Source organism: Kribbella sp. NPDC043289 (assembly GCF_056436705.1).
The window spans coordinates 559711-580763 of sequence record NZ_JBWKCB010000003.1; the positions used below are offsets into that span (position 1 = coordinate 559711).

26 protein-coding genes and 2 tRNA genes are annotated in these 21053 nt (G+C 67.2%); 16 read left to right on the forward strand and 12 right to left on the reverse strand.

Going from position 1 to position 21053, the window contains the following annotated elements; all coding sequences use genetic code 11:
- Window positions 1–6: 6 nt before the first annotated feature.
- Together AC0662_RS20970 and AC0662_RS20975 are read right to left on the reverse strand one after the other, a co-directional pair.
- Entirely contained in the window at window positions 7–909 is a 903-nt protein-coding gene (locus AC0662_RS20970; RefSeq protein ID WP_452197528.1) for a phosphotransferase family protein, read from the reverse strand.
- A complete protein-coding gene (locus AC0662_RS20975; RefSeq protein WP_452197526.1) occupies window positions 906–1667 on the reverse strand; it encodes a phosphotransferase enzyme family protein in 762 nt (253 codons plus the stop codon). Before AC0662_RS20975 ends, AC0662_RS20970 begins: the two co-directional genes overlap by 4 nt.
- An 88-nt stretch (window positions 1668–1755) precedes the next feature.
- On the opposite strand from AC0662_RS20975, the gene AC0662_RS20980 reads away from it, so the two are divergent.
- On the forward strand, window positions 1756–2166 hold the full coding sequence (locus tag AC0662_RS20980) for a nuclear transport factor 2 family protein (protein WP_452197524.1): 411 nt from the start codon (window positions 1756–1758) through the stop codon (window positions 2164–2166).
- Here AC0662_RS20980 and AC0662_RS20985 read toward each other — a convergent pair.
- Window positions 2163–2846 carry an SAM-dependent methyltransferase gene (locus tag AC0662_RS20985; RefSeq protein ID WP_478302572.1) on the reverse strand — a complete coding sequence of 228 codons (684 nt, stop codon included), beginning with the start codon at window positions 2844–2846 and terminating at the stop codon, window positions 2163–2165. The two genes, AC0662_RS20980 and AC0662_RS20985, sit on opposite strands and share 4 nt — an antisense overlap.
- Window positions 2847–3026: 180 nt before the next feature.
- Between AC0662_RS20985 and AC0662_RS20990 the strand changes: the two genes are divergently transcribed.
- The 5 genes from AC0662_RS20990 to AC0662_RS21010 all read left to right on the forward strand — a co-directional run bounded on the left by AC0662_RS20990 (window position 3027) and on the right by AC0662_RS21010 (window position 6505).
- On the forward strand, window positions 3027–3608 hold the full coding sequence (locus AC0662_RS20990; RefSeq protein ID WP_478302574.1) for a helix-turn-helix domain-containing protein: 582 nt from the start codon (window positions 3027–3029) through the stop codon (window positions 3606–3608).
- 64 nt (window positions 3609–3672) lie between these two features.
- Window positions 3673–3987 carry a hypothetical protein gene (locus AC0662_RS20995; protein WP_478302576.1) on the forward strand — a complete coding sequence of 105 codons (315 nt, stop codon included), beginning with the start codon at window positions 3673–3675 and terminating at the stop codon, window positions 3985–3987.
- Window positions 3988–4065: 78 nt separating this feature from the next.
- Window positions 4066–4650 carry a P-loop nucleotide/nucleoside kinase family protein gene (locus AC0662_RS21000; RefSeq protein WP_478302578.1) on the forward strand — a complete coding sequence of 195 codons (585 nt, stop codon included), beginning with the start codon at window positions 4066–4068 and terminating at the stop codon, window positions 4648–4650.
- A 100-nt stretch (window positions 4651–4750) separates the two neighbouring features.
- A complete protein-coding gene (locus AC0662_RS21005) occupies window positions 4751–5797 on the forward strand; it encodes an aminoglycoside phosphotransferase family protein (protein WP_478302580.1) in 1047 nt (348 codons plus the stop codon).
- 84 nt (window positions 5798–5881) lie between these two features.
- The gene (locus tag AC0662_RS21010; protein WP_478302582.1) at window positions 5882–6505 is read left to right on the forward strand and encodes a nucleotidyltransferase domain-containing protein; all 624 of its coding nucleotides are present in this window, start codon (window positions 5882–5884) and stop codon (window positions 6503–6505) included.
- A 10-nt stretch (window positions 6506–6515) separates the two neighbouring features.
- Here AC0662_RS21010 and AC0662_RS21015 read toward each other — a convergent pair whose 3' ends face one another.
- Window positions 6516–7262: a phosphotransferase family protein gene (locus tag AC0662_RS21015; RefSeq protein ID WP_478302584.1), complete on the reverse strand. Its 747-nt coding sequence runs from the start codon at window positions 7260–7262 to the stop codon at window positions 6516–6518.
- Between the two features lie 139 nt (window positions 7263–7401).
- Window positions 7402–7884 carry a hypothetical protein gene (locus tag AC0662_RS21020; protein WP_478302586.1) on the reverse strand — a complete coding sequence of 161 codons (483 nt, stop codon included), beginning with the start codon at window positions 7882–7884 and terminating at the stop codon, window positions 7402–7404.
- A gap of 124 nt (window positions 7885–8008) precedes the next feature.
- On the opposite strand from AC0662_RS21020, the gene AC0662_RS21025 reads away from it, so the two are divergent.
- The gene (locus AC0662_RS21025) at window positions 8009–8776 is read left to right on the forward strand and encodes a RibD family protein (RefSeq protein WP_478302588.1); all 768 of its coding nucleotides are present in this window, start codon (window positions 8009–8011) and stop codon (window positions 8774–8776) included.
- A 24-nt stretch (window positions 8777–8800) separates the two neighbouring features.
- Here AC0662_RS21025 and AC0662_RS21030 read toward each other — a convergent pair whose 3' ends face one another.
- From AC0662_RS21030 to AC0662_RS21045, 4 genes are all read right to left on the reverse strand, one after another.
- Window positions 8801–9244, reverse strand: coding sequence for a DUF4279 domain-containing protein (locus tag AC0662_RS21030; RefSeq protein WP_478302590.1), 444 nt, complete (start codon window positions 9242–9244; stop codon window positions 8801–8803).
- A 3-nt stretch (window positions 9245–9247) separates the two neighbouring features.
- On the reverse strand, window positions 9248–9637 hold the full coding sequence (locus AC0662_RS21035; RefSeq protein ID WP_478302592.1) for a hypothetical protein: 390 nt from the start codon (window positions 9635–9637) through the stop codon (window positions 9248–9250).
- 76 nt (window positions 9638–9713) lie between these two features.
- Entirely contained in the window at window positions 9714–10151 is a 438-nt protein-coding gene (locus AC0662_RS21040; protein WP_478302594.1) for a hypothetical protein, read from the reverse strand.
- 145 nt (window positions 10152–10296) lie between these two features.
- The gene (locus tag AC0662_RS21045) at window positions 10297–10848 is read right to left on the reverse strand and encodes a GNAT family N-acetyltransferase (RefSeq protein ID WP_478302596.1); all 552 of its coding nucleotides are present in this window, start codon (window positions 10846–10848) and stop codon (window positions 10297–10299) included.
- A 92-nt stretch (window positions 10849–10940) separates the two neighbouring features.
- Between AC0662_RS21045 and AC0662_RS21050 the strand changes: the two genes are divergently transcribed.
- Window positions 10941–11660, forward strand: a complete 720-nt coding sequence (locus AC0662_RS21050) for a class I SAM-dependent methyltransferase (protein ID WP_478302598.1) — start codon at window positions 10941–10943, stop codon at window positions 11658–11660.
- 48 nt (window positions 11661–11708) lie between these two features.
- On the opposite strand, the gene AC0662_RS21055 is transcribed toward AC0662_RS21050, so the two are convergent.
- Window positions 11709–12197, reverse strand: a complete 489-nt coding sequence (locus tag AC0662_RS21055; RefSeq protein ID WP_478302599.1) for a GNAT family N-acetyltransferase — start codon at window positions 12195–12197, stop codon at window positions 11709–11711.
- A 261-nt stretch (window positions 12198–12458) separates the two neighbouring features.
- Between AC0662_RS21055 and AC0662_RS21060 the strand changes: the two genes are divergently transcribed.
- Entirely contained in the window at window positions 12459–13088 is a 630-nt protein-coding gene (locus tag AC0662_RS21060) for a glyoxalase superfamily protein (protein ID WP_478302601.1), read from the forward strand.
- 561 nt (window positions 13089–13649) lie between these two features.
- Here AC0662_RS21060 and AC0662_RS21065 read toward each other — a convergent pair.
- Window positions 13650–13722 (reverse strand) — tRNA-Arg (locus tag AC0662_RS21065).
- A 261-nt stretch (window positions 13723–13983) separates the two neighbouring features.
- Here AC0662_RS21065 and AC0662_RS21070 point away from each other — a divergent pair.
- The 4 genes from AC0662_RS21070 (at window position 13984) to AC0662_RS21085 (ending at window position 18816) form a co-directional block, all read left to right on the forward strand.
- Window positions 13984–14538, forward strand: a complete 555-nt coding sequence (locus AC0662_RS21070) for a hypothetical protein (RefSeq protein ID WP_452197496.1) — start codon at window positions 13984–13986, stop codon at window positions 14536–14538.
- Window positions 14539–14787: 249 nt separating this feature from the next.
- On the forward strand, window positions 14788–15378 hold the full coding sequence (locus tag AC0662_RS21075) for a hypothetical protein (protein ID WP_452197494.1): 591 nt from the start codon (window positions 14788–14790) through the stop codon (window positions 15376–15378).
- Window positions 15375–16607, forward strand: coding sequence for a hypothetical protein (locus AC0662_RS21080; RefSeq protein WP_452197493.1), 1233 nt, complete (start codon window positions 15375–15377; stop codon window positions 16605–16607). Before AC0662_RS21075 ends, AC0662_RS21080 begins: the two co-directional genes overlap by 4 nt.
- 322 nt (window positions 16608–16929) lie before the next feature.
- Entirely contained in the window at window positions 16930–18816 is a 1887-nt protein-coding gene (locus tag AC0662_RS21085) for a phosphoenolpyruvate carboxykinase (GTP) (RefSeq protein ID WP_452197491.1), read from the forward strand.
- A gap of 57 nt (window positions 18817–18873) precedes the next feature.
- On the opposite strand, the gene AC0662_RS21090 is transcribed toward AC0662_RS21085, so the two are convergent.
- Complete coding sequence (locus AC0662_RS21090) at window positions 18874–19530, reverse strand: phosphoribosyltransferase (protein WP_478302603.1); 657 nt, start codon at window positions 19528–19530, stop codon at window positions 18874–18876.
- Between the two features lie 28 nt (window positions 19531–19558).
- On the opposite strand from AC0662_RS21090, the gene AC0662_RS21095 reads away from it, so the two are divergent.
- The 3 genes from AC0662_RS21095 to AC0662_RS21105 all read left to right on the forward strand — a co-directional run bounded on the left by AC0662_RS21095 (window position 19559) and on the right by AC0662_RS21105 (window position 21017).
- Window positions 19559–19972, forward strand: a complete 414-nt coding sequence (locus AC0662_RS21095; protein ID WP_452197487.1) for a TIGR03618 family F420-dependent PPOX class oxidoreductase — start codon at window positions 19559–19561, stop codon at window positions 19970–19972.
- On the forward strand, window positions 19963–20853 hold the full coding sequence (locus tag AC0662_RS21100; protein ID WP_452197485.1) for an LLM class flavin-dependent oxidoreductase: 891 nt from the start codon (window positions 19963–19965) through the stop codon (window positions 20851–20853). Before AC0662_RS21095 ends, AC0662_RS21100 begins: the two co-directional genes overlap by 10 nt.
- 74 nt (window positions 20854–20927) lie before the next feature.
- Window positions 20928–21017: transfer RNA gene (locus tag AC0662_RS21105), tRNA-Ser, on the forward strand.
- Window positions 21018–21053: the final 36 nt, after the last annotated feature.

Here is a 21053-nt window from a genome sequence, read left to right on the forward strand (position 1 = left end):
ACGGGGTCACTTGATACCGAAGGCGGCGAACCGGCCGGCGAGGTCGTCGACCCATTCCGGTGGAGTTCGATGGTCCGGGAGCGGCACGCCTGCCTCGCTGCGCCAGAGGGCATCGCCCAGCGCGGTACGGAGATGCCAGGCCATCACGCGGTCGACGGACAGTTGCCGCCCGGTCGTGGTTTGGTAGTGACGGATGGTGGCCGTGGCGAGTTCGACGCCCGGTCCCGTTCCGGGGAAGCAGCGCAGGTCGTACTCCGGCTCGTGCAGGCCGGCCGTCTCGAAGTCGACGACCACGCGGAGCTGCCCGCCGTCCCACACTTGATTGCCGCCGTGCAAATCCGCATGCACCAACACGCCCGGGCCCGGCGTCGCCAGTACGTCGTCCGCCCAGTCACACCACCGCAGTACGGCGGACCGCTGATCCGCACGTGCCCACTTCGGAAAACCGGCACGCAAGGTGTCGGTCGTGGCGGGCTGGAGAGTCGCCGGGGTCTCGAAACGCTCCCGGGTCGCCGGATCATGCAGCGCACCCAGGAAGTGAGCGAGTTGCCGGCCGGCGTCGTCGAGATCGAGAGAGTCCACGACGTCGAAGAGCGCAGACCCGGGCACGAGCCTCGTCACCAGCAGCAGCGGATCGGTGCTGCTGGCAACTACATCGGGCAGGTACGGCAGTACGGGCCCCAACGCCTCGAGGACGGCAATCTCATGCGCCAACCGAACCGCGGCGGGCTGCGACCAGGCGAACTTCACGACAAAGCGCCCACCAACCACGGCGCTCCCCGCCCACCACCGCGGATCGGTCTCCCCCAGACCTCCGCGAACCGCGATCGGTTCGTCGGTCAGTTCGGGCGCGACCTGCCGGAGCGCCGCGCCGACCGCCTCAGCGGACCCCGCCTCCAACCACCTCATGTTCTCGTGAGCGCGTCGATCCAGGCGTCGTGGTGGCGCTCGACGTACTCGGCGGTTGGGCCCCAGTAGTCCCCATGACCCTCGGCGTACATCCGCGCCCACGGTTGCTCGCCGGTCTCGTGGCCGCGAACCAGGAGTTCGTACGATCCCCAGGTGCGGGCCGCGATCTGTGCGGGGAGGGCGAGGCGCTGCTCCTGGTCGAGTCCGTAGCCGTCCACGAGCGCGCGCAAACGCGGGGCGTCGGTCGCGACGGTGCCTTTGGGAACGAACGGAAGGAACGCGGTGGCGGCGTACCCGAGATCCCACAGGCGGGACGAGGGCGCCGCGTTGTCCCAGTCGATGAAGACCCAACGCTCGTCGTTGCAGACCAGGTTCCAGGGTGCGAGGTCGTTGTGGCAGATCAAGGTGCCGCCGGCTGGATCGGGGACGAGTGACTGCCAGGCGGCGTCTGCTGGTGGTTCGAAGGTCTCCATCACGTCGTGGAGTTCGCGGATGAGCCGCCCTACTCGGTGGAGGTCGTCGAGCGAGAGCGGCGGCATCGTGTGGGCGAGGGTGCCGGGGATGTACTCGAGGACGTGTCGACCTTGGTCGTCTCGCCCCAGAGTCCCAGGCGCGCCGTTGAAATCGCTCTCGGCCAGATGAGTGAGCACTGCCTCGACCGCGGCCGTCTGAGGCAGGGCGGGCTTCCGAACAGTCGAACCGACCCGGACGACCTGCGCGGCGACATTCCCACCCGTCAGGACTTCTTCGGCTTCCATCCCCGACATCATGCCCTGCCCACCGTCCACATCCACGTGGCGTACTCCGGGTCGGCGGGCACATGATGGAGTGGGGAGGGGGCCGATCATGAACGACATCATCGAACGGTTGATCGTGGCGATGAACCGCCACGATGCGGCGGCGGTCGCGGGATTCTTCGCCGCCGACTATCGCAGCGAGCAGCCGCTGCACCCCAACCGCGGCTTCGGCGGCAGCAGTCAGGTGCTGGCGAACTGGACCTCGGTCTTCGAAGGCGTCCCGGACTTCGCCGCCGAGCGCATCTCGTCGGCCGCGTCCGAGGGCGCGGTCTGGGCGGAAATGCGCTGGTACGGCGCCCATCGGGACGGTTCCCCGTTCGAGATGCGAGGCGTGACCGTGCTCGGCGTACGCGATGACAAGATCACCTGGGCGCGGCTGTACATGGAGCCTGTCGAGGAGGGCGGGTCCGACATCGACGCCGCCGTACAAGAGCTCTATCGGCCGCCGTCCGACAGTTAGTCGGCGCGGCGGGCGATGACTCGGGAGAAGCCGAGGGTGCGGCCGTTGTCGGTGCGGAGCATCTGGGCTTCCTCCTGATCCGGCGTACCGTTGTCGCGGTCGCAGGCGTCGTTCCACTGCAGCCAGTCGCGCCACCCGTCAGGCAGGCGATCGGCGACCTCGACGGTGACCAGGCCGGTCTTCTCCCAGTGCTGCCGCCACCACGCCGGGCTGTGCCAGGCGCAGAAGTCCCACTTCCAGTACGGCTCGAGGTTCGGCGGCGGGAGCGTCTCGTACTCCTGGTCGAGACCGGGCTGGATGATGCCGATCTGGCCGCCGGGTTTCACGAAACGGGAGACGTAGCCGAGGTAGAGATCGTCGGTGCCGAAGTAGTGGTACGCGCCGATGCTGACGAGCGCGTCGAAGAACTCCTCGGCGAACGGCAGCGCGTGGGCCTCCGCGTAGATCGGATGCACCCGGTCCGCCACCTGCGCGTCGGCCGCGCGACGCAGGTTCTCGTCGGGCTTGACCCACAGGTCGGTCGCCCACACCTCGACGCCGTACTCCTTGGCCAGAAAGATCGAGCTCAGAGCCGTCCCGCACCCCAGGTCGAGCACCCGCATCCCCGGCTCCAGCGTCATCAGCCCCGCCAAGGCCTCAGCCTCCCAGACCGGGTTCGGCCCCATCCCCCCATCAACCATCCACCGCCCCGCGTACGCCGCAGACCGCGGATACCGCCCATTCCGCAACAATTCCCCAAGCTCACCATCATCCATACGCCGTGAGTCTCAACGACGGCGTAACGCCCGACAACCGGTTATTCCGCTCGGCGGTCAGCTCGGACTATTATCTGATTAGATAACGGGTCGAGGAGTGTTGAGATGGACAAGGACAGTCAGGCGGTCAGCGACAGGCTCAACCACGCGCTTGCCGACAGCGGACTGTCGCAGGCCGCGTTCGCCACTGCGCTCGGGACATCTGCTTCCCGCTTCTCCACCTACCGTTCCGGCAGGACCAAGCCGACGGCGCAGTTCTTGCTGCGGGCCGGACGGATTGCCCATGCCCTTCAGGGCGCGCGCGAGCATCGGATCATGACGGCGCCGGCAACGGCGACAGCTATTCGCGACGCGAATGACGAGGACTGGGCGTGGCGCATGGTGCTTCAGGGCCGCGACCACCTGTGCCTGCTGCTCCGCCGTCACGATGGCTCCGAAGCCGCGTGGGAGGCCGCGCCGGGCACGACCGGTCAGGCCGGCTTCGACACCCTGTTGGCCGTCCTGACCGCGCACGAATTCGAGGCAGCAGGCGAAGACCCACCCGAATGGACCAAGGTCGAGCCCCTCGCGGAACCATGGATCCCCGAACACCCATTCCTGAACCGCGACGAGATCATCGCGCAAACTCCGGAGTACCTGGCCAAGGCCAACATCTTCATCCCAGCCCGAGACCTGGTGACCGCGTGACCGAGCGCTGCGTCACAGCGACGTACCCGGTCTGCACATCACCTACGCCAGTGACGAATTCCTGTTGGCGACCAAGCTGATCGCCCAACGGCGCAAGGATGCGGGCGACATCATCACGCTCACCAAACGCCTGCACCTGGAGAACGCATCCTCGGACGACCTCGAACAGCTGATCTGCCGGTACTACACCGACGAGGAATCACTCGAGTTCATCTTGGACGGCAACGACACCAATCGCGAAGTGCATCTCCTGGCAACCAGGGCTGAACAAATGCTGGCGAATCATCAATCCAGATCGACGCCGACGACGCCAGGCGCGGACACCGAGGCGGCGGCCGTACGTCGTCGGGACCGCGGCACGTCGCACGAACGGAGCTAGTACCTACCTTCAACCTTGAACCTGCTCGCGCTAGGTTCTCGGCTACGGGTTTTGGTGTGTCGATTGGATGGGAGTCGTATGAGTGATGTCGCGGTGGTTCAGATGTCGGGTCCGCCGGGTGCCGGGAAGACGACGATTGCTCGTGAGTTGGTGCGCCGTCGGCGGTTCGTCGCGGTCGACCGGGACGTGATTCTGACCGCGCTGATGGACACTGACGGCGGAGCCAATCTGGAGCAGGACGACAGCTTCGCCTTCGCCCGCGTTTCCAGCTACAACGTGGTGAAGGCTATGGCTGACGACGTACTGGCGCAGGGAATCGGCGTGATCATCGACAGCCCGTGTTATTACGACGAGTTGCTGGCGGCTGGGCAGGCGATCGCTGCCAAACACGGCGTCGAGTACCGCTACATCGAGTGCTTCACCGAGGACATCGGCCTGCTCGACACCCGCTTGCGGTCGCGACCCGCACTGCGCAGTCAACGGCCGGCCGTCGACCTTCCACCGATCGACCTGGGGACTGAGCCGGAGCGCGGTACGGAGCTGTTCACCGAGTGGATCGCGAAGGTGAAGCGCCCCGACACGTACCTCCGCCTCGACACGACCCGCCCACTGGAACAGTGCGTCACGGAAGCCTTGGCGTACCTCGACGGCGCGAGCGCGTAAGCGACATACAAGCCGCTGACACCGCTCGGCCGGGGTCTTTCGTACGGCGCGTTTTGCAAGTGTCGCGTGGTTGTCGGAACGACGGGCTAGCGTCTCGTGGATGCCGCACTACGCGCCGCCGGCGAGGCCGCTCGGACCGGACGCTGCGGGCCAATGGGTCCGCCGCTGGACATCACCCGAGTGGACGCGGACCGCGGACGCGTGGGTTGGCGCTCGCCTCGCCGAGCGCGGCCGCCGGATCAGCGGCATACCGGTGACGTACCGCGCCCGCTTCTGGTCAGTGAACCGCTGCTATCCGTCCGGCGAGGGACTCGTGTGGTTCAAGGAGAACAATCCGGGCCACCGCTTCGAGGCTGGATTGGTCGCCGTACTGGCGCAACTCGCCCCGGCGGACGTGATCGAGCCGATCGCGGTAGATCGCGAGCGCAGTTGGCTGCTCACCGACGATCAGGGAACGACGCTCACGCATCCCGACGTACGCGATCAGCCGACGCGTCGCATCGTCGTACGCGCGCTGGCCCGCCTTCAATGCACGCTCCTCGGCCGCCTCAACCCGACCGAGCACCCAGGGATCATCGACCTGCCGCCGACCATTGCCGGCGATCGAGTGCGCGACGTGGTCCAGGACTGGGCGTCGCTGCACCCCGGCCATCCGCTGCGCCCCGAGCCAGAACTACTGAAGCGAGCCGAGACCGCCGCCGCAGTACTGGATCGACGTACGGCGTCCCTCAGCGACACCGTTCCACTCGACCTGGAACTCAACGACGTGTATCCCGCGAACATCTTCGCCGACCGCTCGACCGGCGTACTCCGCCCGCGATTCTTCGACTTCGGCAACGCGCTCTGGGGCCACCCGTTCGTCTCACTGCACGGTTTCCTCGAATCGGTCGTCGAATGGACCAGAGCACCCCTGTCCCGCGCGGACCACAACGAACTAATCGACATCTATCTGACAGTCTGGCGCGATCACCTCGACGCCGACCCCCAAATCCTCCGCAAAGACCTCGACGCAGCCGGGGCGCTCGTCGGCGTACACCAACTCATCTCGTGGCGCCGCCTAATCCCCCACGCCGACCCCATCGAACTCCACTCCCGCGCCGAAATCCCCCACACCTACCTATCCAAGATCTCCACCCTCGCAAGCTGACGCCACGGGAAACGACCGATGTGCGCACTCGGTGGGGCCACCAATTACCAGGCGGGATGGACCGTTCTCGGGCATGCTCGCAGGATGAGTAGCGATCTTGGGGCTTGGGACCCGCTCTCCCCGGAGTCGGTCACGGGGCTGTTCGGCCGGCTGACGACGCCGTGGTGGATCGCCGGCGGATATGCGATCGAACTGCTCGCGGGGCGCCCACTTCGGCCCCACGGCGATATCGATGTCCTGCTCCTGCGGCGCGACCAGCAGATCGTGCACGAGGTCCTGGACGGTTGGGATATCCAGGCGGCCGACCCTCCAGGCACCCTTCGGCCGTGGCCGGCGGGAGAGTGGCTGCCGTTCGGGATCCAGGACATCTGGTGTCGGGAGCACCCTGACGGTCCTTGGCGAATCCAGGTGATGCTGGACGAGGCCGATGGTGGCGAGTGGACGTCTCGCCGCGATGCTCGGATCCATCGACCGGTCGCGTCGCTGGGCATTCGCACCGATCGAGGGATACCGGTTCTGGCGCCGGAGGTGCAGTTGTTCTACAAGTCGAAGCGCAAGCTGCCGAAAGACGAGATCGACTTCGCCGCCGTCCTCCCGTTACTGGATTCCGAGGCGCGACGATGGCTTGACGAGTCCCTCGCTCTCACCGCCCCGAGTCATCCCTGGCGCGCGGCCCTGTCCGAAAACGGCGGCCGTCGAGAGGCCTGAAACCCAGGTCCTACATCCGGGCTCTGAGTACGTCGACCTCGCCGCCTGGTGTGAACGGGTCGTAGCCGTGGTCGATCAGCCAGCGGACGCCTAGCAGGGTTCGCAGCGACCACCACGCTTGAATGACCTCGAGGTCGACGTCGGTGCCATAGCCGGCGACGAGATCGTCAAGGCGGTCCGGGTGTCCGAGCGTCACGGTGGCGAGGTCGCGCAGGGCGTCGCCCTGGCCCGCCTCGGACCAGTCGATGATGCCGGTGAGCTCGTCCCCGTCGACGAATACGTGGGCGATGTGCAGGTCCCCATGCGTGAACACCGGAGTCCACGGCCGAAGCGCGGCCTCTGCGACCTCGCGGTTGCGAGCGACCAGGTCGGCGGGCAAGACGCCGTACGCGACGAGTCGCTCGCACTCGTCATCGAGTTCCGCCGTCAACTCCTCCAGGCCCTGACCGCCACGACCCGGCCAGGGCGGCACCGGCGCGTCGTGCAACCTCCGGATCGCAGCACCGGCCGCGGCCCACGCCGTCGGCGATGCGGTCGACGGCGTACCCAACCGCCCGAGCACAGTCCCCGGTACGGCGGAAATCGCGAGCACACACGCCTCACGCCACAGGACTTCCGGGGCCGGCACCGGCACCAGGCCAATCACCTCAGCCTCACGATCAATGCGCGCCTGATCAGCATCCACCTTCAGAAACACATCCCCGACCCGCAACGTCGCCCGCTCAGCATGCGCCACCACAACGCTGACCTCATCCATGGCCGCCCAGTATGGCGAGACCAACCCCCGACGTCGCCGGGTTATCGCCCTGCGACGACGCCTCGCCCACGATGCAGCCCGGTGGGCGTCAAGAGACAGGTAGCACGGTCGCTTGGATGCTTGGAGTGCTTCGAATCCTTCATTGCCGCACCTGCTCGATGCACGCCCGACGCACGATCCCGGCTAGCTCGTCTTCCGACCGGCTCCATGGTTCGCCCAGTTCATCGTCGACGTACCACAGATCACCCAGGGGTTGTTGGAAGGCCTCTTCGGCGTACCCGTTGGCGATCACAAGTCCCGCGACCTCGTTGACGGCCCAGGTCCAGCGGACCCTGCCGGTGAGATGCATGGTGGCGATGTGGTCGTAGGCCACCTTGAGGGCGGCCTGCCTCGTGGACAAAGGAGCAAAGCCCGTGTCCGCGAGAGCTGCCGGGAGGAGGTCGCGGACCTCACCCGGGTCCCGCCCGCTGAGGCCGGCGAGCTCCGCCAACGATGTACCGTCATATCCCTGGACAAGCCAGTCGGCTGCCCATAGCGGCACAGACTCCGGCCGCAGCATGTCCAGAGCCAGCCACGCGGCAACCAGCGCCGGCGTGGGCGTCTCCCCCAACTCCTCCGTCATCGCGACCATTGTGCTCGGGTCGCCTGAGGTCGTCATGTGCTTTGCGCCGAGTTGGCCTGCGGGCGTTGTCGGTGGGTGCTGGTAGATCTGGTTTCCGTCGTGCAGCCAGCCGAAGGAGGCTTCGATGTCGAAGCGACCGCGTGTGGTGGTCAGTGTGGGAGCCAGTGTCGACGGGAAGGTCGCGCTTGCCCGGGACGCGCTCTTGATGCACCAGCCGAGTTCGGATTTGTGGGCCGCGATGACGCCGCCTGCCGCCGATCCGGCGTCGTTCGACGTCCTCGAGGTGCTCCGGCAGCAGTACGGCTGCAACGCGATCCTGGAGGGCAGCGGCAGCCTGGTCACCGAGGACACGATCCCGGAAGAGCTGCCGGCGTACGACGGTGACATCGCCGAGCTCTACCAGCACTTCCTCCCGCCGGACATCACCGCACAGCCATCCCCGCCGCACATGTGGTTCACGGTCGTCGACAGCCGCGGAAGGGTGCGCTGGACCGAGAAACACGAGAACTGGGACGCCCTGGTCCTGGTGGCGCGATCAACCCCAGCCGACTACCTCAGCTATCTCCGCCGAGAACGCATCTGCTACCTCGTCGTCGGCGAGGACCGCGTCGACCTGACCCAAGCGATCTCCGCGATGGGCACCGGGCTCGGCATCACCTGCGTACTGTCCACAGCAGGCGGCGGACTGAACGGCGCACTACTCCGGGCCGGCCTGATCGACGAACTCCACCTAACCCTGGCGCCCGCTCTAATCGGCGGACTCGGCACACCCTCAGTCATGGACGGCCCACCGCTCTCCGTCGGCGAGTCTCCAACCCCGCTGCAACTCCTCTCCGTCCACACCGACCCCAACGGCCCCGTACGCCTGCACTACAAGGTGACCGAAGGCTGACCCTCCCTTGCAACCCGCCAAGTCCTAGCCCGGCGAATGGGCAGTGAAATCACCTGCGTATTCGTCCGAGTCGATCACAGCACCCAGGTCCGCGAGCAGCGCGACCTGCTGACGCGAAAGAGACCAGCTCATCGCGCCGTAGCCGCCGGCCGCGTCGTCGAAGTACCGAACCATCATCAGGCCGGCGCGTACGTCGCCCCGCTCGACGAGGGTCCGCACTCTGGCGGCAACTGGCTCGAGACGCGCCAGCAGCACGGACGCCTGCTCGTCGATCCGACCGTGCCTGTCGCACACGATCTCCCACCGATGTTCCGCCGGCACATTCCGCGGCGAGGTTCGTCGGATCCCCATCACGCTGATCCGATCAGGAAGTACGCCGAGCGCGTCACCGATGTCTGCAGCGGTAAGAACGTCGCTCACGATCCAGAAGTAGCAGTACTGATCAACCTTCCCCGGGGCATCAGCCATGCTCTAGCCCTTCGTCGCGACGTCGTGCGACCGGATCGCCATCTCGAAAGTGTGGACCAACGCGGCACGTACGTCGGCCTCGCGGTCGAGTCTGGGAAGTCCTGCAAGTCGCTCCGGAGCGATGTCCAACGTGACCAGCGCTGGCCCGGCGTGCGCGGCCGTCGCCTCGAACAGCAAGAAACACCTGTACGCGCGCAACGCCTCAAAGCGCTCCTCGCGAAGAAAGGTCATGAGCAGAATGGGCGCATCGAGAACCTGACGGCGCAGCGCATCGACGGATGTCCAGCGGGTCGAGAAGGCGTTCTGCTCCGCGTTGGTTTGGAGTTCCGCCAGTTCATCAAGCGAGATCGCGCAGATTCGGAAGTCGTCATCTGTGCTCTGCACCTGGGGCATGGGCGTCAGCCTATGCGTGCGACATCCGACCCACTCGGATGTCATGGGCACACGTCGGTTCGTACGATCGAAGGGGCTAGCGCCAGGGCGGGGTGTACTGGGACACGTAGGCCCGAGCGCGTTCTGTCGGGTCTGCCCAGTACTGGTGCGGTTGGCGATGCACGTGCTTTTCGCAGAACTCCCGGAGGTCGCTGCTGATCGTCTCCACCTCACGGACGGGGAGCCCCTCGAAGTCGCTGTTGACCTGCAGGAGTTCGGCCTCGGGGTTCCAACCCGACGCATCGAACGCCCACGTGCCCCACTTCGCGTACACGTGCAGCGGATGCTCGTAGTCAGCCATGTACAAAGCCGCCAGGGCGAGCTCCTGATCGGGATAGAACTCCCTACACGTCCAGGCCAGCACGTGGCACGCCCCGCTAGAGAAGAACGCCTGATCCGTCCGCTCCCACGAAACCCGTTGATCGGCCCGCTCGATCGCAGTTCGCCGGAACACCCCAGACGCCGTCGCAGCCATCCCCCGATGCTAGCGACACCCACAGACACCCGTACGACGAAGCTCGCGTACGTCAACGCCGACATACGGCGTACTCGGGCATCGGCGCGGCTCATGCACTGCGTGGTCTACTCGCTGGAATCTGCGTCCCATGCCTGCGACGGCTTCACTGAGCGTTGGGGTCGCGGAGGCCGACGGCGTCGTGCCGCCAGAACGCTTCGGCGTAGACAAGCGTCCCGGTCATCCATGACTCGTACGCCGGGAGTTTTACGGCCTGGAAGGCAGCGTCCGGGATTCGCAGGGATGGCTTGCGGAAGCCCAGATCACCACCGGGCACGAAGCCGAGGCGCGAGTAGTAGCCCGGGTCGCCCTCCAGGAAGACGAGGGGTACGTCCCGCTCGGCAAGGATCTCGAGACCGTGCCGGACAAGGGCGGAGCCGATGCCGCGTTTGTGGAGGTCCGGCAGTACAGCCAACGGACTGAGGACTTGCACGTCCACCAGTTGTCGAGGGGCATCCAGGAGACTGCGCGTGAACGTGACATGGCCGACGAGCTGTCCGTCCTGCTCGGCGACCAGCGAGAGACCGTCATCGGAGGCCAGGGTGTTCCGCAAGGTGTCGACCAGGTCGGCTACGACAAGGCCATGATCGCCGAACGCCCGCATGTGCACGTTCCGCACGGCCTGCCTGTCAGCCGGCAGTTCTTCCCGAAGGTCCATGTCCGGAGGGTATGGGGCACTCGGCCCGCTCGCACACGGTTTTGAAGCCGGCAGGTTGGCGCGTGCATCCGCCCTCGGGGTAGAAACCTGGCATGCCCGATTCGGTGAGCAAGTCCGGTGCTCCTGTCGCTGACTACGACGGCTTCGCGGCGGCGTACTCGGCCAGCAACGAGAACAACCTCTTCAACGCGTACTACGCGCGTCCGGAGATGATTCGTCTCGCGGGCGACGTCGCGGGCGAGGCGATTCTCGACGCCGGCTGTGGTTCGGGTCCCTTGATGGACGCTCTGCGCGGCAAGGGCGCGATCGTGTCCGGCTTCGACCTGAGCCCCGCCATGGTCGAACTCGCCCGCGAAAGGCTGGGTCAGGAGGCGGACCTGAAAGTCGCCGACCTTGGTGCGCCCCTGCCCTATCCCGACGACGCGTTCGACCGCGTCGTCGCATCGCTGTCCTTGCACTACATCGAGGACTGGGCCTCGGCACTGGCCGAACTGCGACGTGTGCTCAAGCCAGGCGGCCGGCTCATCGTTTCGATCATCCATCCGACGGTCTACGCGGTGGTGTACCCGGAGGCCGACTACTTCGCCCTGACGCAGTACTCCGAGGACTACGACTTCGGCGAAGGAACCGTGTGGATGACCTACTGGCATCGCCCCCTGCAGGACGTCATCAACACGTTCATCGCCGCGGGGTTCGGCATCAAGACGGTCACCGAGCCGCCGCCCGCAGCCAACGCTCCGGCGGAACTACTCCCCAACGCGGACGGCCGCTCATTCATCTGCTTCCTGTTCTTCGACCTGGAAGCGCGCTAAATACGTGCGGCGCCGCCTGTGCCAACTCACAACTTCTGATCCGCAGCTCTAACTCAGCACCTTGCGCATCTGAGCGCACATCGTCTCGTACCGCGTGATTGAGCCGTCGGGGTTCTGCTGGTCCCAAGCTTCGAGCACCTCGTCGTATGCGACGTAGCCCAGCCGCTCGTACAGGGCACGGGCTCTGGGGTTATTCAGCTCGACACCGATCTCGGCACGATCAAGGCCTCGGGCCAAGATCCGCCGCTCAGCGGCTCCAATGAGCACCGTCCCGATCCCACAGGACTGCAACGCCGGATGCACGGACAATTGCCACAGCGAACCTGCACCCGGATGCGGCAAATAGTCGACCCCGCCGATAGCTACGGGTACGTCGGTCTTTGTGCAGACTGCAAGGTAGTCAACGTCCCCAGAACGCGCTCGGTCGAGTTCCTTGGCAACCTGCGTCAGGTGCAGTTTGCTGCCGGCAAAACCGCACGCGGCCAAATCGGCATGAGCGAGATCTCTGACGGTCAGATCAAGTACGACTGCGGCCATGTGACCACCTCCCCGTGCAGTTTTGTGTACGACGCTGAAGGTGACAACGGGTTTCTACCCGCCGAAGCTCACCCTGCTCGTTAGGAGCCCGTTCGAGTCAGACTGGAGTCACGGCCGAGCGCGTCAGTTGCGCCGCCGGCCAACAATTCGCTGTGGTAATCTCAATCTCGCAGGCGCGGGTTCAACCCCGGTCGTAGGGCGCAACGGCATACAAGCCGAAAGGGCAAGGCCCACCTACTTCAAGACCGAAGAGGGAGCGCCATGCCCAAGCTCGAAACCTACAAGAAACAGGCGAAACTGCTGGTTCGCTGGCACCGCGAAGGAAACTTCTCGATCGGCGGTCGCATCCGACAGCTCGAGCGCTATCGCACGTTGTCCGACCGCGAAGCCCTCGCGCTGAAGTTTCCACTCACCGAAGCCCAAGAGGTCATCGCCCTCGAAGCGGGCTGCGCCAACTGGGCCGAACTCAAGACGAGCACGGAAGCGGCCGCGCCCACCGGCGAGCAGCCGGAGACTCAGGACACGGCAGTCGCGAGCGCCAAACCGGTGCTGTACGTCGCCGACGTCGACGCCTCGGCCACGTTCTATCGGGACCAGCTCGGCTTCCGGATCGACTTCTTGCACGGCAACCCGCCGTTCTACGGATCGGTGTCGCGCGACGGCGCGACCTTGCACCTGAAGCTCGTACACGAGCCGGTGTTCGCGGCCGGTGCCGCGGAACGAGAAGAACTCATCATGGCGTTCGTCGATACGCCGAACGTGCGTGAGCTGTACACGGAATATCTGGCCGCTGACGCCGAGATCGTGCAAAAGCTGACCAAACAAGCGTGGGGCGGCACGGACTTCATCGTGCGAGACCCAGACGGCAACGCAATCGCGTTCGTCGGCTAAGACCCGACGCGGCGGAGGCATGACCGGTTGAGTTCGCCCGTGACCTCATGAACCCAACCGTTCAGCAACCAACGACGCGCGGGCGGGCGAGGTTCGGCCGGCAGGCCGCACGGGCTCGCCCGTCCGCGCCGAAGGCGCGCCCTTGATCCATAGAGGTCAATCCTGCAGAGGGGCACGGCTCTCGGGTGTCCTCCGGCAGGTGATGTGCGACGCCCGGTGACCTGCGGCGGTGCCGCATGCACCGATTGCGGGTTGAGCTTGGATCTACGCTCCCCGCGCAGAGAAGGCTTCCATCAGTGAGACCGCACGCCAGTGGCCCCGGAGATTCAGGACATTCTCGAGCACGCCGACCCCGTACAACGAAGGTCATCTACGTCGACGTGGCCGGGGAGCTGCAATGCCAGGCCGTGGACGAGCTCGGGTTCCTGTTCGAGGAGTCAGACGGGGTGACGTTGGGGGTCAATCGTGGGGGACCGGGAGGGCGGCGAGCACGACAGTCGCTGGTGGCTCCGGGAAGGCAAAAGCCCAGGTCAGAGATGCTCTGCCTGGGCTTTTGGTTTGCGCGCTCGGAGGGATTCGAACCCCCAACCTTCTGATCCGTAGTCAGATGCTCTATCCGTTGAGCTACGAGCGCTGGACAACGTCGAGTAACGATACATGGCGGGGGGCCGTGTATGCCAATCGGCTCGTTGAGGGGGTTGGCGGAGGGTACGGCGGGGGTTCCGGGGCGAGGGTTTTCGGGGATGTGGAGGGCTGGTTCGGGGGCGCGAAAGGCGGGGTTGGGGCGAGGGGGGTTGGCGGTGGTGGGTGGGGGCGGGGCGACTGGTTGGGGTGGGGTGGTTACTGGCGGTGCGGCGTACCGGGGTGGGGTGGGGCGGAGCCCTACGATCCGCGGATGGGACTTGAGGAGATGTTGGGTGGGCGGGATCTGGGTGATGTGAAGAAGGCCGTCGGGTTCGTGATGGAGAACTCGGACGACTTTCAGAAGGTGCTGAATCTGGTGCGGGGGTTGCCGGACGATGCGGTCGGGATGATCGGGAAGTTGCCGGAGTTGCTGAAGACGATCGGGTCGGGGCTTGCGGAGGCGGGTGAGCAGGCGGCGAAGGCGGCTGGGGCGCTGGTCGGGGAAGACGGCGAAGGTGGCGCGCGGAAGGCGCTGACCGGGAGTGCCGGGACGATGAACGCGGCGAAGGATCGGTTGCATGACGCGGCCGGGATGCTGTCGGGGCTGGCGGGCGAGCTGGACAAGATTCCTGGGATCGGTGACGCCGCGGCGAAGAGGCTGAATGAAGGGAGCGGCCAGGTGGGTGGGGTCGCGACCGAGATCGAGAGCCTGGCCGGCAACCTGGAGGATCTGTCCGGAATTCTCGCCACCGTCGGCGATGCGCTCAAGGGTCTCGGCAGCAAGCTCACCGAGTCCGGCGGATCGGTCCAGACCCTCCTCAGCTGACCCCAGCCGCCGTACGCCGGAGCTCGCCGCGGGCGTCGACGCCCGACCCAACCGCCGTACGCCGGGGCTCGGCGTGGGGACTGTGGACACCCTTTGGTTGCCTTGGACAGGTTATTGCTTGTTCGAGGCCACCAATGCGTGTGCACGGTCCCGGGAGAAGCTCGCGGGATTGGTGGGAACCGGGCGTGGGGGGGACGCGTCGGAGGGGGATGGCAGAGGGAGGACCTTCGCGTGGCTAAGGTCGCGGGCATGGCTAGTCGACTGGTTCGGGGTACGGCGCTCGGGTGCGGGGTGGCCGCGCTCGCGGGGGGTGGGATCGGGTTCGCGGTCGGCGAGCCGGTGACGCCCGAGGATGTCGTGCCGGCCCGGGCGCTGGCGGGGGATCTGTGCCAGCGGATCGGGGACGTGTCCCAGCTGTTGCCGAAGGCATCGAGTGGGCCGACGACGATGATCCAGGGCGGGAGCTCGGAGGTCACCTGTCAGGCGGGTAGCTCGCGGACCAAGGTACGGGCGTACACGTCGGCGGGTGTGAAGGTGACGATCACGCCGTACGCCGGGCAGGACGCGGGCGCGGGCAATGCGCCGTTCACGCCGGACCAGACGGCGAAGAAGGCGTTCACGCGGTCGCCGATGAAGGCGCTGACCGAGAGCCGCCCGTACCCGACGAAGGTCGACCAGAGGGCGAAGGGGCTGGCCGGCGAATCGTGGAACGTGCGAGTGCTGGTGCAGCGCGCGGACATCGTCGTACTGGTGGACTACACGGCCAACCCGGTGCAGGCGGATGTGGCGCAGCAGGCCGCGCTGGCGCTGGCGGATCGCGCGATCTGGGAGAGCAAGTGAGTAACAGTACGCCGGAGATCCCCGGCTACCAGCTGGACCAGCGACTGCTTCAGCACCCGTTGGCTGAGTTGTGGCACGGCCGCACGTTCACCGGGATGGAGATCGTCGCGCTCGTACTGAGCGAGGACGGCGCCCAGGACCCGACGGTCGTGGACCGGCTGACCCGCGCGAGCCGCGACGCCGCGCTCGTGCCGGGGCAGCAGGAGACGCCGCTGTGGGCGGCCAACTTCAACTCCGGCCGCCCGTACGCGATCACGCAGCTGGTCCCCGGCCAGACCGGCGCGGAGCGGCTGATCGATCCGCTCGACGGGATCCTCGGCAACGACGACGAGTCGCTGCAGGCGGTCCGCGCGCAACTCAGCCAGTACGGCGCGGTGCCGCCGACGCTCCCCGAGGTCGACCACGAGCGGAGCCGGATGGCGATGCCGTCGTACGTCGACCACCCGGCGCAGCCCGCGGCGACGCAAGCACAAGGGCAACAACAAGGACAACCGCAGTCGAAGATCGACGTGGCCCGGCAGTACCGCCGCAAGATCGGCGCATGGGTCTACGGCGTTGTCGCGATCGTCGTGCTGATCATCTTCAGCATCACGTACTCGATCGGCACCGCGATCGGCAGCGCGGTCAAGGACGAGCCGGCCGCGGCCGGCCCGGCAGCGGCGGTCAGTCCGGAGGCGATCCCGAAGACCGTGCTGCTGCCGCCGGTCAACCGCGTGACGACGGCGCCGTACAAGCGGCCGGACGGATCCCCCGGGATCTTCGGCGCGACGTATGCGGCCGGCACCGACCTCCAGGTGGTGTCGAACGCGGAGCTGCCGTTCGCGATCGGCTGGCCGCGTCCGCCGCAGGTGGACTTCCTGGGTGAGTCGTCGCAGCTGATCCTGCGGCGCATCGTGACCAAGAACGACTACGACCCGAACGGTCTGAAGAACGCGTTCCGCGCGCAGATCGCGCTGCACCCGTGCGTCAGCCTGGCGCAGTGCCTCGCCGACCGGCTGACGTTCGACCAGGAGTGGACGAAGACCTACAAGACGACCGCGCCGGCGACCGCGAAGGACTCGCGGACCTGGCTGTCGGTGTCGACGAAGGCGCCGTACACGATCACGATGACGCGGGCGTTCCAGAGCGGCGGTCAGTGGTGGCTGGTCGGCGTGATGGCCTACGGCCAGCCGGTCGAGGCGCCGGACATCCAGCGGCTGGTCAACGACATCTGGCGGCAGACCAGCTGATCCACCGGAAAATCTCCTGAACGGCCCGCGCTGACCAGCGCGGGCCGTTCTCTTTTCACAAGCGACAGCGGAAAGCGATTGTCGCGAACACTTTGTGACCGGGTTCACGTGCTGGCGGTTCCCAGACCCCGGTGGCGTCGCGTACCGTAGTACCACTTGCACACTGGTATGTATCCACTGGAACTACTGGTCTGCGAGACATCACACCGCCAGTCAGCCGATCGAACCGCCGGAGACCCCGGCGGCCGTCGCCGTACCGCCTTTCAGTGTCGAAGGGCCGGACGAGCGCCGGGCCGACCAGCCGAGAGGGAATGAGCCGCGAATGACGACCACCGCCAGCCCGACCCATACCGACACCGCACCGCAGAACACCCCGGACCCCCTCCCGAGCGCTGCCCCCGCGCCGTCCGACCTGACCGACGCCCCGACCCGCCACACCGGCCTGCTGGCCTGGGTGGCCGAGGTCGCCGCACTGACCCAGCCCGACCGGATCCACTGGGTGGACGGCTCGGACGCCGAGTACACCAAGCTCACCGACGAACTGATTGCCGCCGGCACCATGGTCCGGCTGAACGACGAGAAGAAGCCGAACTCGTTCTGGGCACGCACGGACCCCTCCGACGTCGCCCGGGTCGAGCAGCGCACGTTCATCTGCTCCGTCGAGGAGAAGGACGCGGGTCCGACCAACAACTGGATGGACCCGGCGCAGATGAAGGCGCTGATGACCGAGCTGTACCGCGGCTCGATGCGCGGCCGGACGATGTACGTCGTCCCGTTCTGTATGGGCCCGTTAACGGCGGACAAGCCGATGTTCGGTGTCGAGATCACGGACTCGGCGTACGTCGTCGCGTCGATGCGGATCATGGCTCGCACCGGTGCCGAAGTACTCGCGAAGATGGGCGACGACGCGTCGTACGTCCCCTGCCTGCACTCGGTCGGCGCGCCGCTCGAGCCGGGGCAGCAGGACGTGCCGTGGCCGTGCAACGACGAGAAGTACATCGTCCAGTTCCCTGAGGAGCGGACGATCTGGTCGTACGGATCGGGGTACGGCGGCAACTCCCTGCTCGGCAAGAAGTGCTACTCGCTGCGGATCGCGAGTGCGATGGCCCGCGACGAGGGCTGGCTGGCCGAGCACATGCTGATCCTCAAGCTGATCTCGCCCGAGAAGCAGGTGCACTACATCGCGGCCGCGTTCCCGAGCGCCTGCGGCAAGACCAACCTGGCGATGCTCGACCCGACGCTCGAGGGTTGGGAGGTCGAGACGCTCGGCGACGACATCGCCTGGATGCGGTTCGGCAAGGACGGCCGGCTGTACGCCGTGAACCCGGAGTTCGGTCTGTTCGGTGTTGCCCCCGGCACCGGCTGGAAGACCAACCCGAACGCGATGCGCACCATCGAGAAGGGCAACTCGGTCTTCACCAACGTCGCGCTGACCGACGACGGTGACGTCTGGTGGGAGGGCTACTCGCCGACCCCGCCGAACCACCTGACCGATTGGAAGGGCCGCGAGTGGACGCCGGACAGCGGCGAGCTGTCCAGCCACCCGAACAGCCGGTTCTGCACGCCGATCAAGCAGTGCCCGATCATCGCCGACGAGTACGACGACCCGAACGGCGTACCGATCTCCGCGATCATCTTCGGCGGCCGCCGCGCGACCACGGTCCCGCTGGTGACCGAGTCCCGGGACTGGGCGCACGGTGTCTTCATGGGCGCCACGCTGTCGTCGGAGACCACCGCGGCCGCGGTCGGTCAGGTCGGCGTGGTCCGGCGCGACCCGATGGCGATGCTGCCGTTCCTCGGGTACGACGCCGGCCAGTACTTCGACCACTGGCTGACGGTCGGCAAGCAGCACGATGCGGCGCAGCTGCCGAAGATCTTCTACGTGAACTGGTTCCGCAAGGACGACGCGGGCAAGTTCGTCTGGCCGGGCTTCGGTGAGAACAGCCGGGTGCTGAAGTGGGTCATCGAGCGGCTCGAGGGCCAGGCGGACGCGGTCGAGACCCCGATCGGCCGGGTGCCGGCGGCGGACGCGCTGGACGTCAGCGGGCTGGACCTGACCGCCCAGGACCTGGAGATCGCGCTCGGCGTCGACGCCGAGGAGTGGAAGGCCGAGATCCCGCTGATCGAGGAGTGGTTCGCCAAGCTCGGCGACACCGTCCCGGCCACGCTCAAGGTCGAGCTGGACAACCTGAAGGCCCGTCTGGGCTGACGAACGCCGGCCGCTGTTTCGGAAGCCAGTGGCCGGACGACAGCGCGGCGCCCCGGGTCATCCGCCGGGGCGCCGCGCTGTGCTGTCGGCGAGCACCCGCCGGACCTCGTCGTCGCTCACCGGCGAGAAGTCCCGGTAGGCCTGGCCGACCGCGCTGAAGTACCGCGGGATCCACGCACACACCACCTGGTCGGCGACCCGCGACAGTCGACGGCAGCTCTCGATCCCACCCACGGGTACCGCGACGATCACGCGGGCCGGCCGCTGGCGCCGTACCGCTTCGACGGCCGCCCGCATCGTCGAGCCGGTCGCGAGGCCGTCGTCGACCAGCACCACGACCCGGTCCCGGACGTCGAGCCGCGGGCGGTCGCCGCGGTACTCGCGCTCGCGGCGGCGCAGCTCGTCGACCTCGCGGCGGCGGACCGCTTCCAGGGTCTCCGGATCGACTTCGGCCGCGATCGGCTCGTTCCGGACCACGCGCAGTTCCTCACCAACGCCGGCGATCGCGCCCATCGCCAGCTCCGGCTGACCGGGCAGGCCGAGCTTGCGGACGATCAGGACGTCGAGGTCCGCGTCCAGGGCGTCCGCGACCGGCGCCGCGACCGGTACGCCGCCGCGTGCGAGCCCGAGGACCAGGACGGCTCCGGTGACCGGACCGAGCTCCTCGGCCACGGCCACACCGGCGGCCGCCCGATCCGGGTACGGCCTCCTCATGGCGCCATGATCCAACTACCTTGGCCGCATGCGAATCCCTGAGAGCGCGCGAACCGTGCTCGAATCCAACGCCCTCGGGCATCTGGTGACGCTGAACCCCGACGGCAGCCCCCAGGTCTCGGTGGTCTGGGTCGGCCTCGACGGTGACGAGATCATCGCCGCGCACATCCCGAACAACCGCAAGGTGCGCAACATCCGGCGCGACGGACGGGTGGCACTCACCCTCGAGACCGACCGGATGAACGAGATGGGTCTCACGGAGTACCTGCTGATCAACGGCACCGCCCGGATCACGGAGGGTGGCGCGGTCGAGGTACTGCGTGACCTCGCGAAGACGTACATCGGGCCGGACGCGGAGTTCTTCCCCGGCGCGACGCCGCCGCCCGGCTACATCACGCACATCACCGTCGACTCGATCGGCGGTGTCGGACCGTGGGCCTGAAGATCGGTGTGATGCTCCCGCTGGGCGCCGGCGACGGCCCCGGTGGCGCGATGCCCAAATGGGCAGACGTCCGGGCGGTGGCCGAGGCGGCCGAGCAGGGCGGCCTGGACTCGGTGTGGCTCGCGGACCACTTCCTCTACCGGGACCCGCAGGGCCAGGTCTACGGGATGCACGAGTCGTGGACCCTGCTCACCGCTGTGGCCGCGGTCACCTCCCGGGTCGAGCTCGGGAACATGGTGCTCTGCGCATCGTTCCGGGACCCGGGACTGACCGCGAAGATGGCCGCAACGCTGGACGAGGTGTCCGGCGGCCGGCTGATCCTCGGCGTCGGCGCCGGCTGGCACGACCCGGAGTACGACGCCTTCGGGCTGCCCACCGATCATCGGGTCGGCCGGTTCGCGGAGTGGCTGGAGATCGTCGCTCGGATGGTGCGCGGCGAGACCGTCACCTTCGACGGCACCTACTACCGGGTCCAGGAGGCGAATCTCGACCCCGCGCCGCCACACCGGATCCCGATCCTGATCGCCGGGAGGCGGCCGCGGATGATGCGGCTGACCGCGGAATGGGCCGACGCCTGGAACACGGCCTGGTACGGCGCTCCGAACGAGCAGGTCGAGGAACGGCTCGAGACACTGCGCCAAGCTGTTGACACGGCAGGCAGACCGGAAGGGTCGGTCGCCGCGACGGTGGGGATCATCGTCCGCGATCCGGACCAGCCTGTGACAGAGCCCACCCCGCAGGCGATCGAGGTCCGGGACCTGCCCGCGGCGCTGGCGGCGTACCAGGATCTGGGGGTCGAGCACGTGATCATTTCGCCGGAGCCGATGACGCCCCGGACGGTCGAACTGATCGCCGCGGCGAGGCAATCTGTGACCAGTTGACCCCGCTTTTGCAGGCGACCGGGTCGAACGGATAGTCTTGGCCGTCGTCGTGTCCCCTCCGGGGGATCGTCGGAGGAGGCGTCGCCTAGTCCGGTCGATGGCGCCCGCCTGCTAAGCGGGTTGAGGGTAATCCCCTCTCGCGGGTTCAAATCCCGCCGCCTCCGCTCCTGGGAGCTCCCCGTCCGCAGAAAGCGCGGACC

What these genes read in the sequence shown, in the direction of transcription:
- AC0662_RS20970 (WP_452197528.1), bottom strand. Translation starts at nt 909, where the DNA reads ATGAGGTGGTTGGAGGCGGGGTCCGCTGAGGCGGTCGGCGCGGCGCTC.
- AC0662_RS20975 (WP_452197526.1), bottom strand. Translation starts at nt 1,667, where the DNA reads ATGGAAGCCGAAGAAGTCCTGACGGGTGGGAATGTCGCCGCGCAGGTC.
- AC0662_RS20980 (WP_452197524.1), top strand. Translation starts at nt 1,756, where the DNA reads ATGAACGACATCATCGAACGGTTGATCGTGGCGATGAACCGCCACGAT.
- AC0662_RS20985 (WP_478302572.1), bottom strand. Translation starts at nt 2,846, where the DNA reads ATGGTTGATGGGGGGATGGGGCCGAACCCGGTCTGGGAGGCTGAGGCC.
- AC0662_RS20990 (WP_478302574.1), top strand. Translation starts at nt 3,027, where the DNA reads ATGGACAAGGACAGTCAGGCGGTCAGCGACAGGCTCAACCACGCGCTT.
- AC0662_RS21000 (WP_478302578.1), top strand. Translation starts at nt 4,066, where the DNA reads ATGAGTGATGTCGCGGTGGTTCAGATGTCGGGTCCGCCGGGTGCCGGG.
- AC0662_RS21005 (WP_478302580.1), top strand. Translation starts at nt 4,751, where the DNA reads ATGCCGCACTACGCGCCGCCGGCGAGGCCGCTCGGACCGGACGCTGCG.
- AC0662_RS21010 (WP_478302582.1), top strand. Translation starts at nt 5,882, where the DNA reads ATGAGTAGCGATCTTGGGGCTTGGGACCCGCTCTCCCCGGAGTCGGTC.
- AC0662_RS21015 (WP_478302584.1), bottom strand. Translation starts at nt 7,262, where the DNA reads ATGGATGAGGTCAGCGTTGTGGTGGCGCATGCTGAGCGGGCGACGTTG.
- AC0662_RS21020 (WP_478302586.1), bottom strand. Translation starts at nt 7,884, where the DNA reads ATGACGGAGGAGTTGGGGGAGACGCCCACGCCGGCGCTGGTTGCCGCG.
- AC0662_RS21025 (WP_478302588.1), top strand. Translation starts at nt 8,009, where the DNA reads ATGTCGAAGCGACCGCGTGTGGTGGTCAGTGTGGGAGCCAGTGTCGAC.
- AC0662_RS21030 (WP_478302590.1), bottom strand. Translation starts at nt 9,244, where the DNA reads ATGGCTGATGCCCCGGGGAAGGTTGATCAGTACTGCTACTTCTGGATC.
- AC0662_RS21035 (WP_478302592.1), bottom strand. Translation starts at nt 9,637, where the DNA reads ATGCCCCAGGTGCAGAGCACAGATGACGACTTCCGAATCTGCGCGATC.
- AC0662_RS21040 (WP_478302594.1), bottom strand. Translation starts at nt 10,151, where the DNA reads ATGGCTGCGACGGCGTCTGGGGTGTTCCGGCGAACTGCGATCGAGCGG.
- AC0662_RS21045 (WP_478302596.1), bottom strand. Translation starts at nt 10,848, where the DNA reads ATGGACCTTCGGGAAGAACTGCCGGCTGACAGGCAGGCCGTGCGGAAC.
- AC0662_RS21050 (WP_478302598.1), top strand. Translation starts at nt 10,941, where the DNA reads ATGCCCGATTCGGTGAGCAAGTCCGGTGCTCCTGTCGCTGACTACGAC.
- AC0662_RS21055 (WP_478302599.1), bottom strand. Translation starts at nt 12,197, where the DNA reads ATGGCCGCAGTCGTACTTGATCTGACCGTCAGAGATCTCGCTCATGCC.
- AC0662_RS21060 (WP_478302601.1), top strand. Translation starts at nt 12,459, where the DNA reads ATGCCCAAGCTCGAAACCTACAAGAAACAGGCGAAACTGCTGGTTCGC.
- AC0662_RS21070 (WP_452197496.1), top strand. Translation starts at nt 13,984, where the DNA reads ATGGGACTTGAGGAGATGTTGGGTGGGCGGGATCTGGGTGATGTGAAG.
- AC0662_RS21075 (WP_452197494.1), top strand. Translation starts at nt 14,788, where the DNA reads ATGGCTAGTCGACTGGTTCGGGGTACGGCGCTCGGGTGCGGGGTGGCC.
- AC0662_RS21085 (WP_452197491.1), top strand. Translation starts at nt 16,930, where the DNA reads ATGACGACCACCGCCAGCCCGACCCATACCGACACCGCACCGCAGAAC.
- AC0662_RS21090 (WP_478302603.1), bottom strand. Translation starts at nt 19,530, where the DNA reads ATGAGGAGGCCGTACCCGGATCGGGCGGCCGCCGGTGTGGCCGTGGCC.
- AC0662_RS21095 (WP_452197487.1), top strand. Translation starts at nt 19,559, where the DNA reads ATGCGAATCCCTGAGAGCGCGCGAACCGTGCTCGAATCCAACGCCCTC.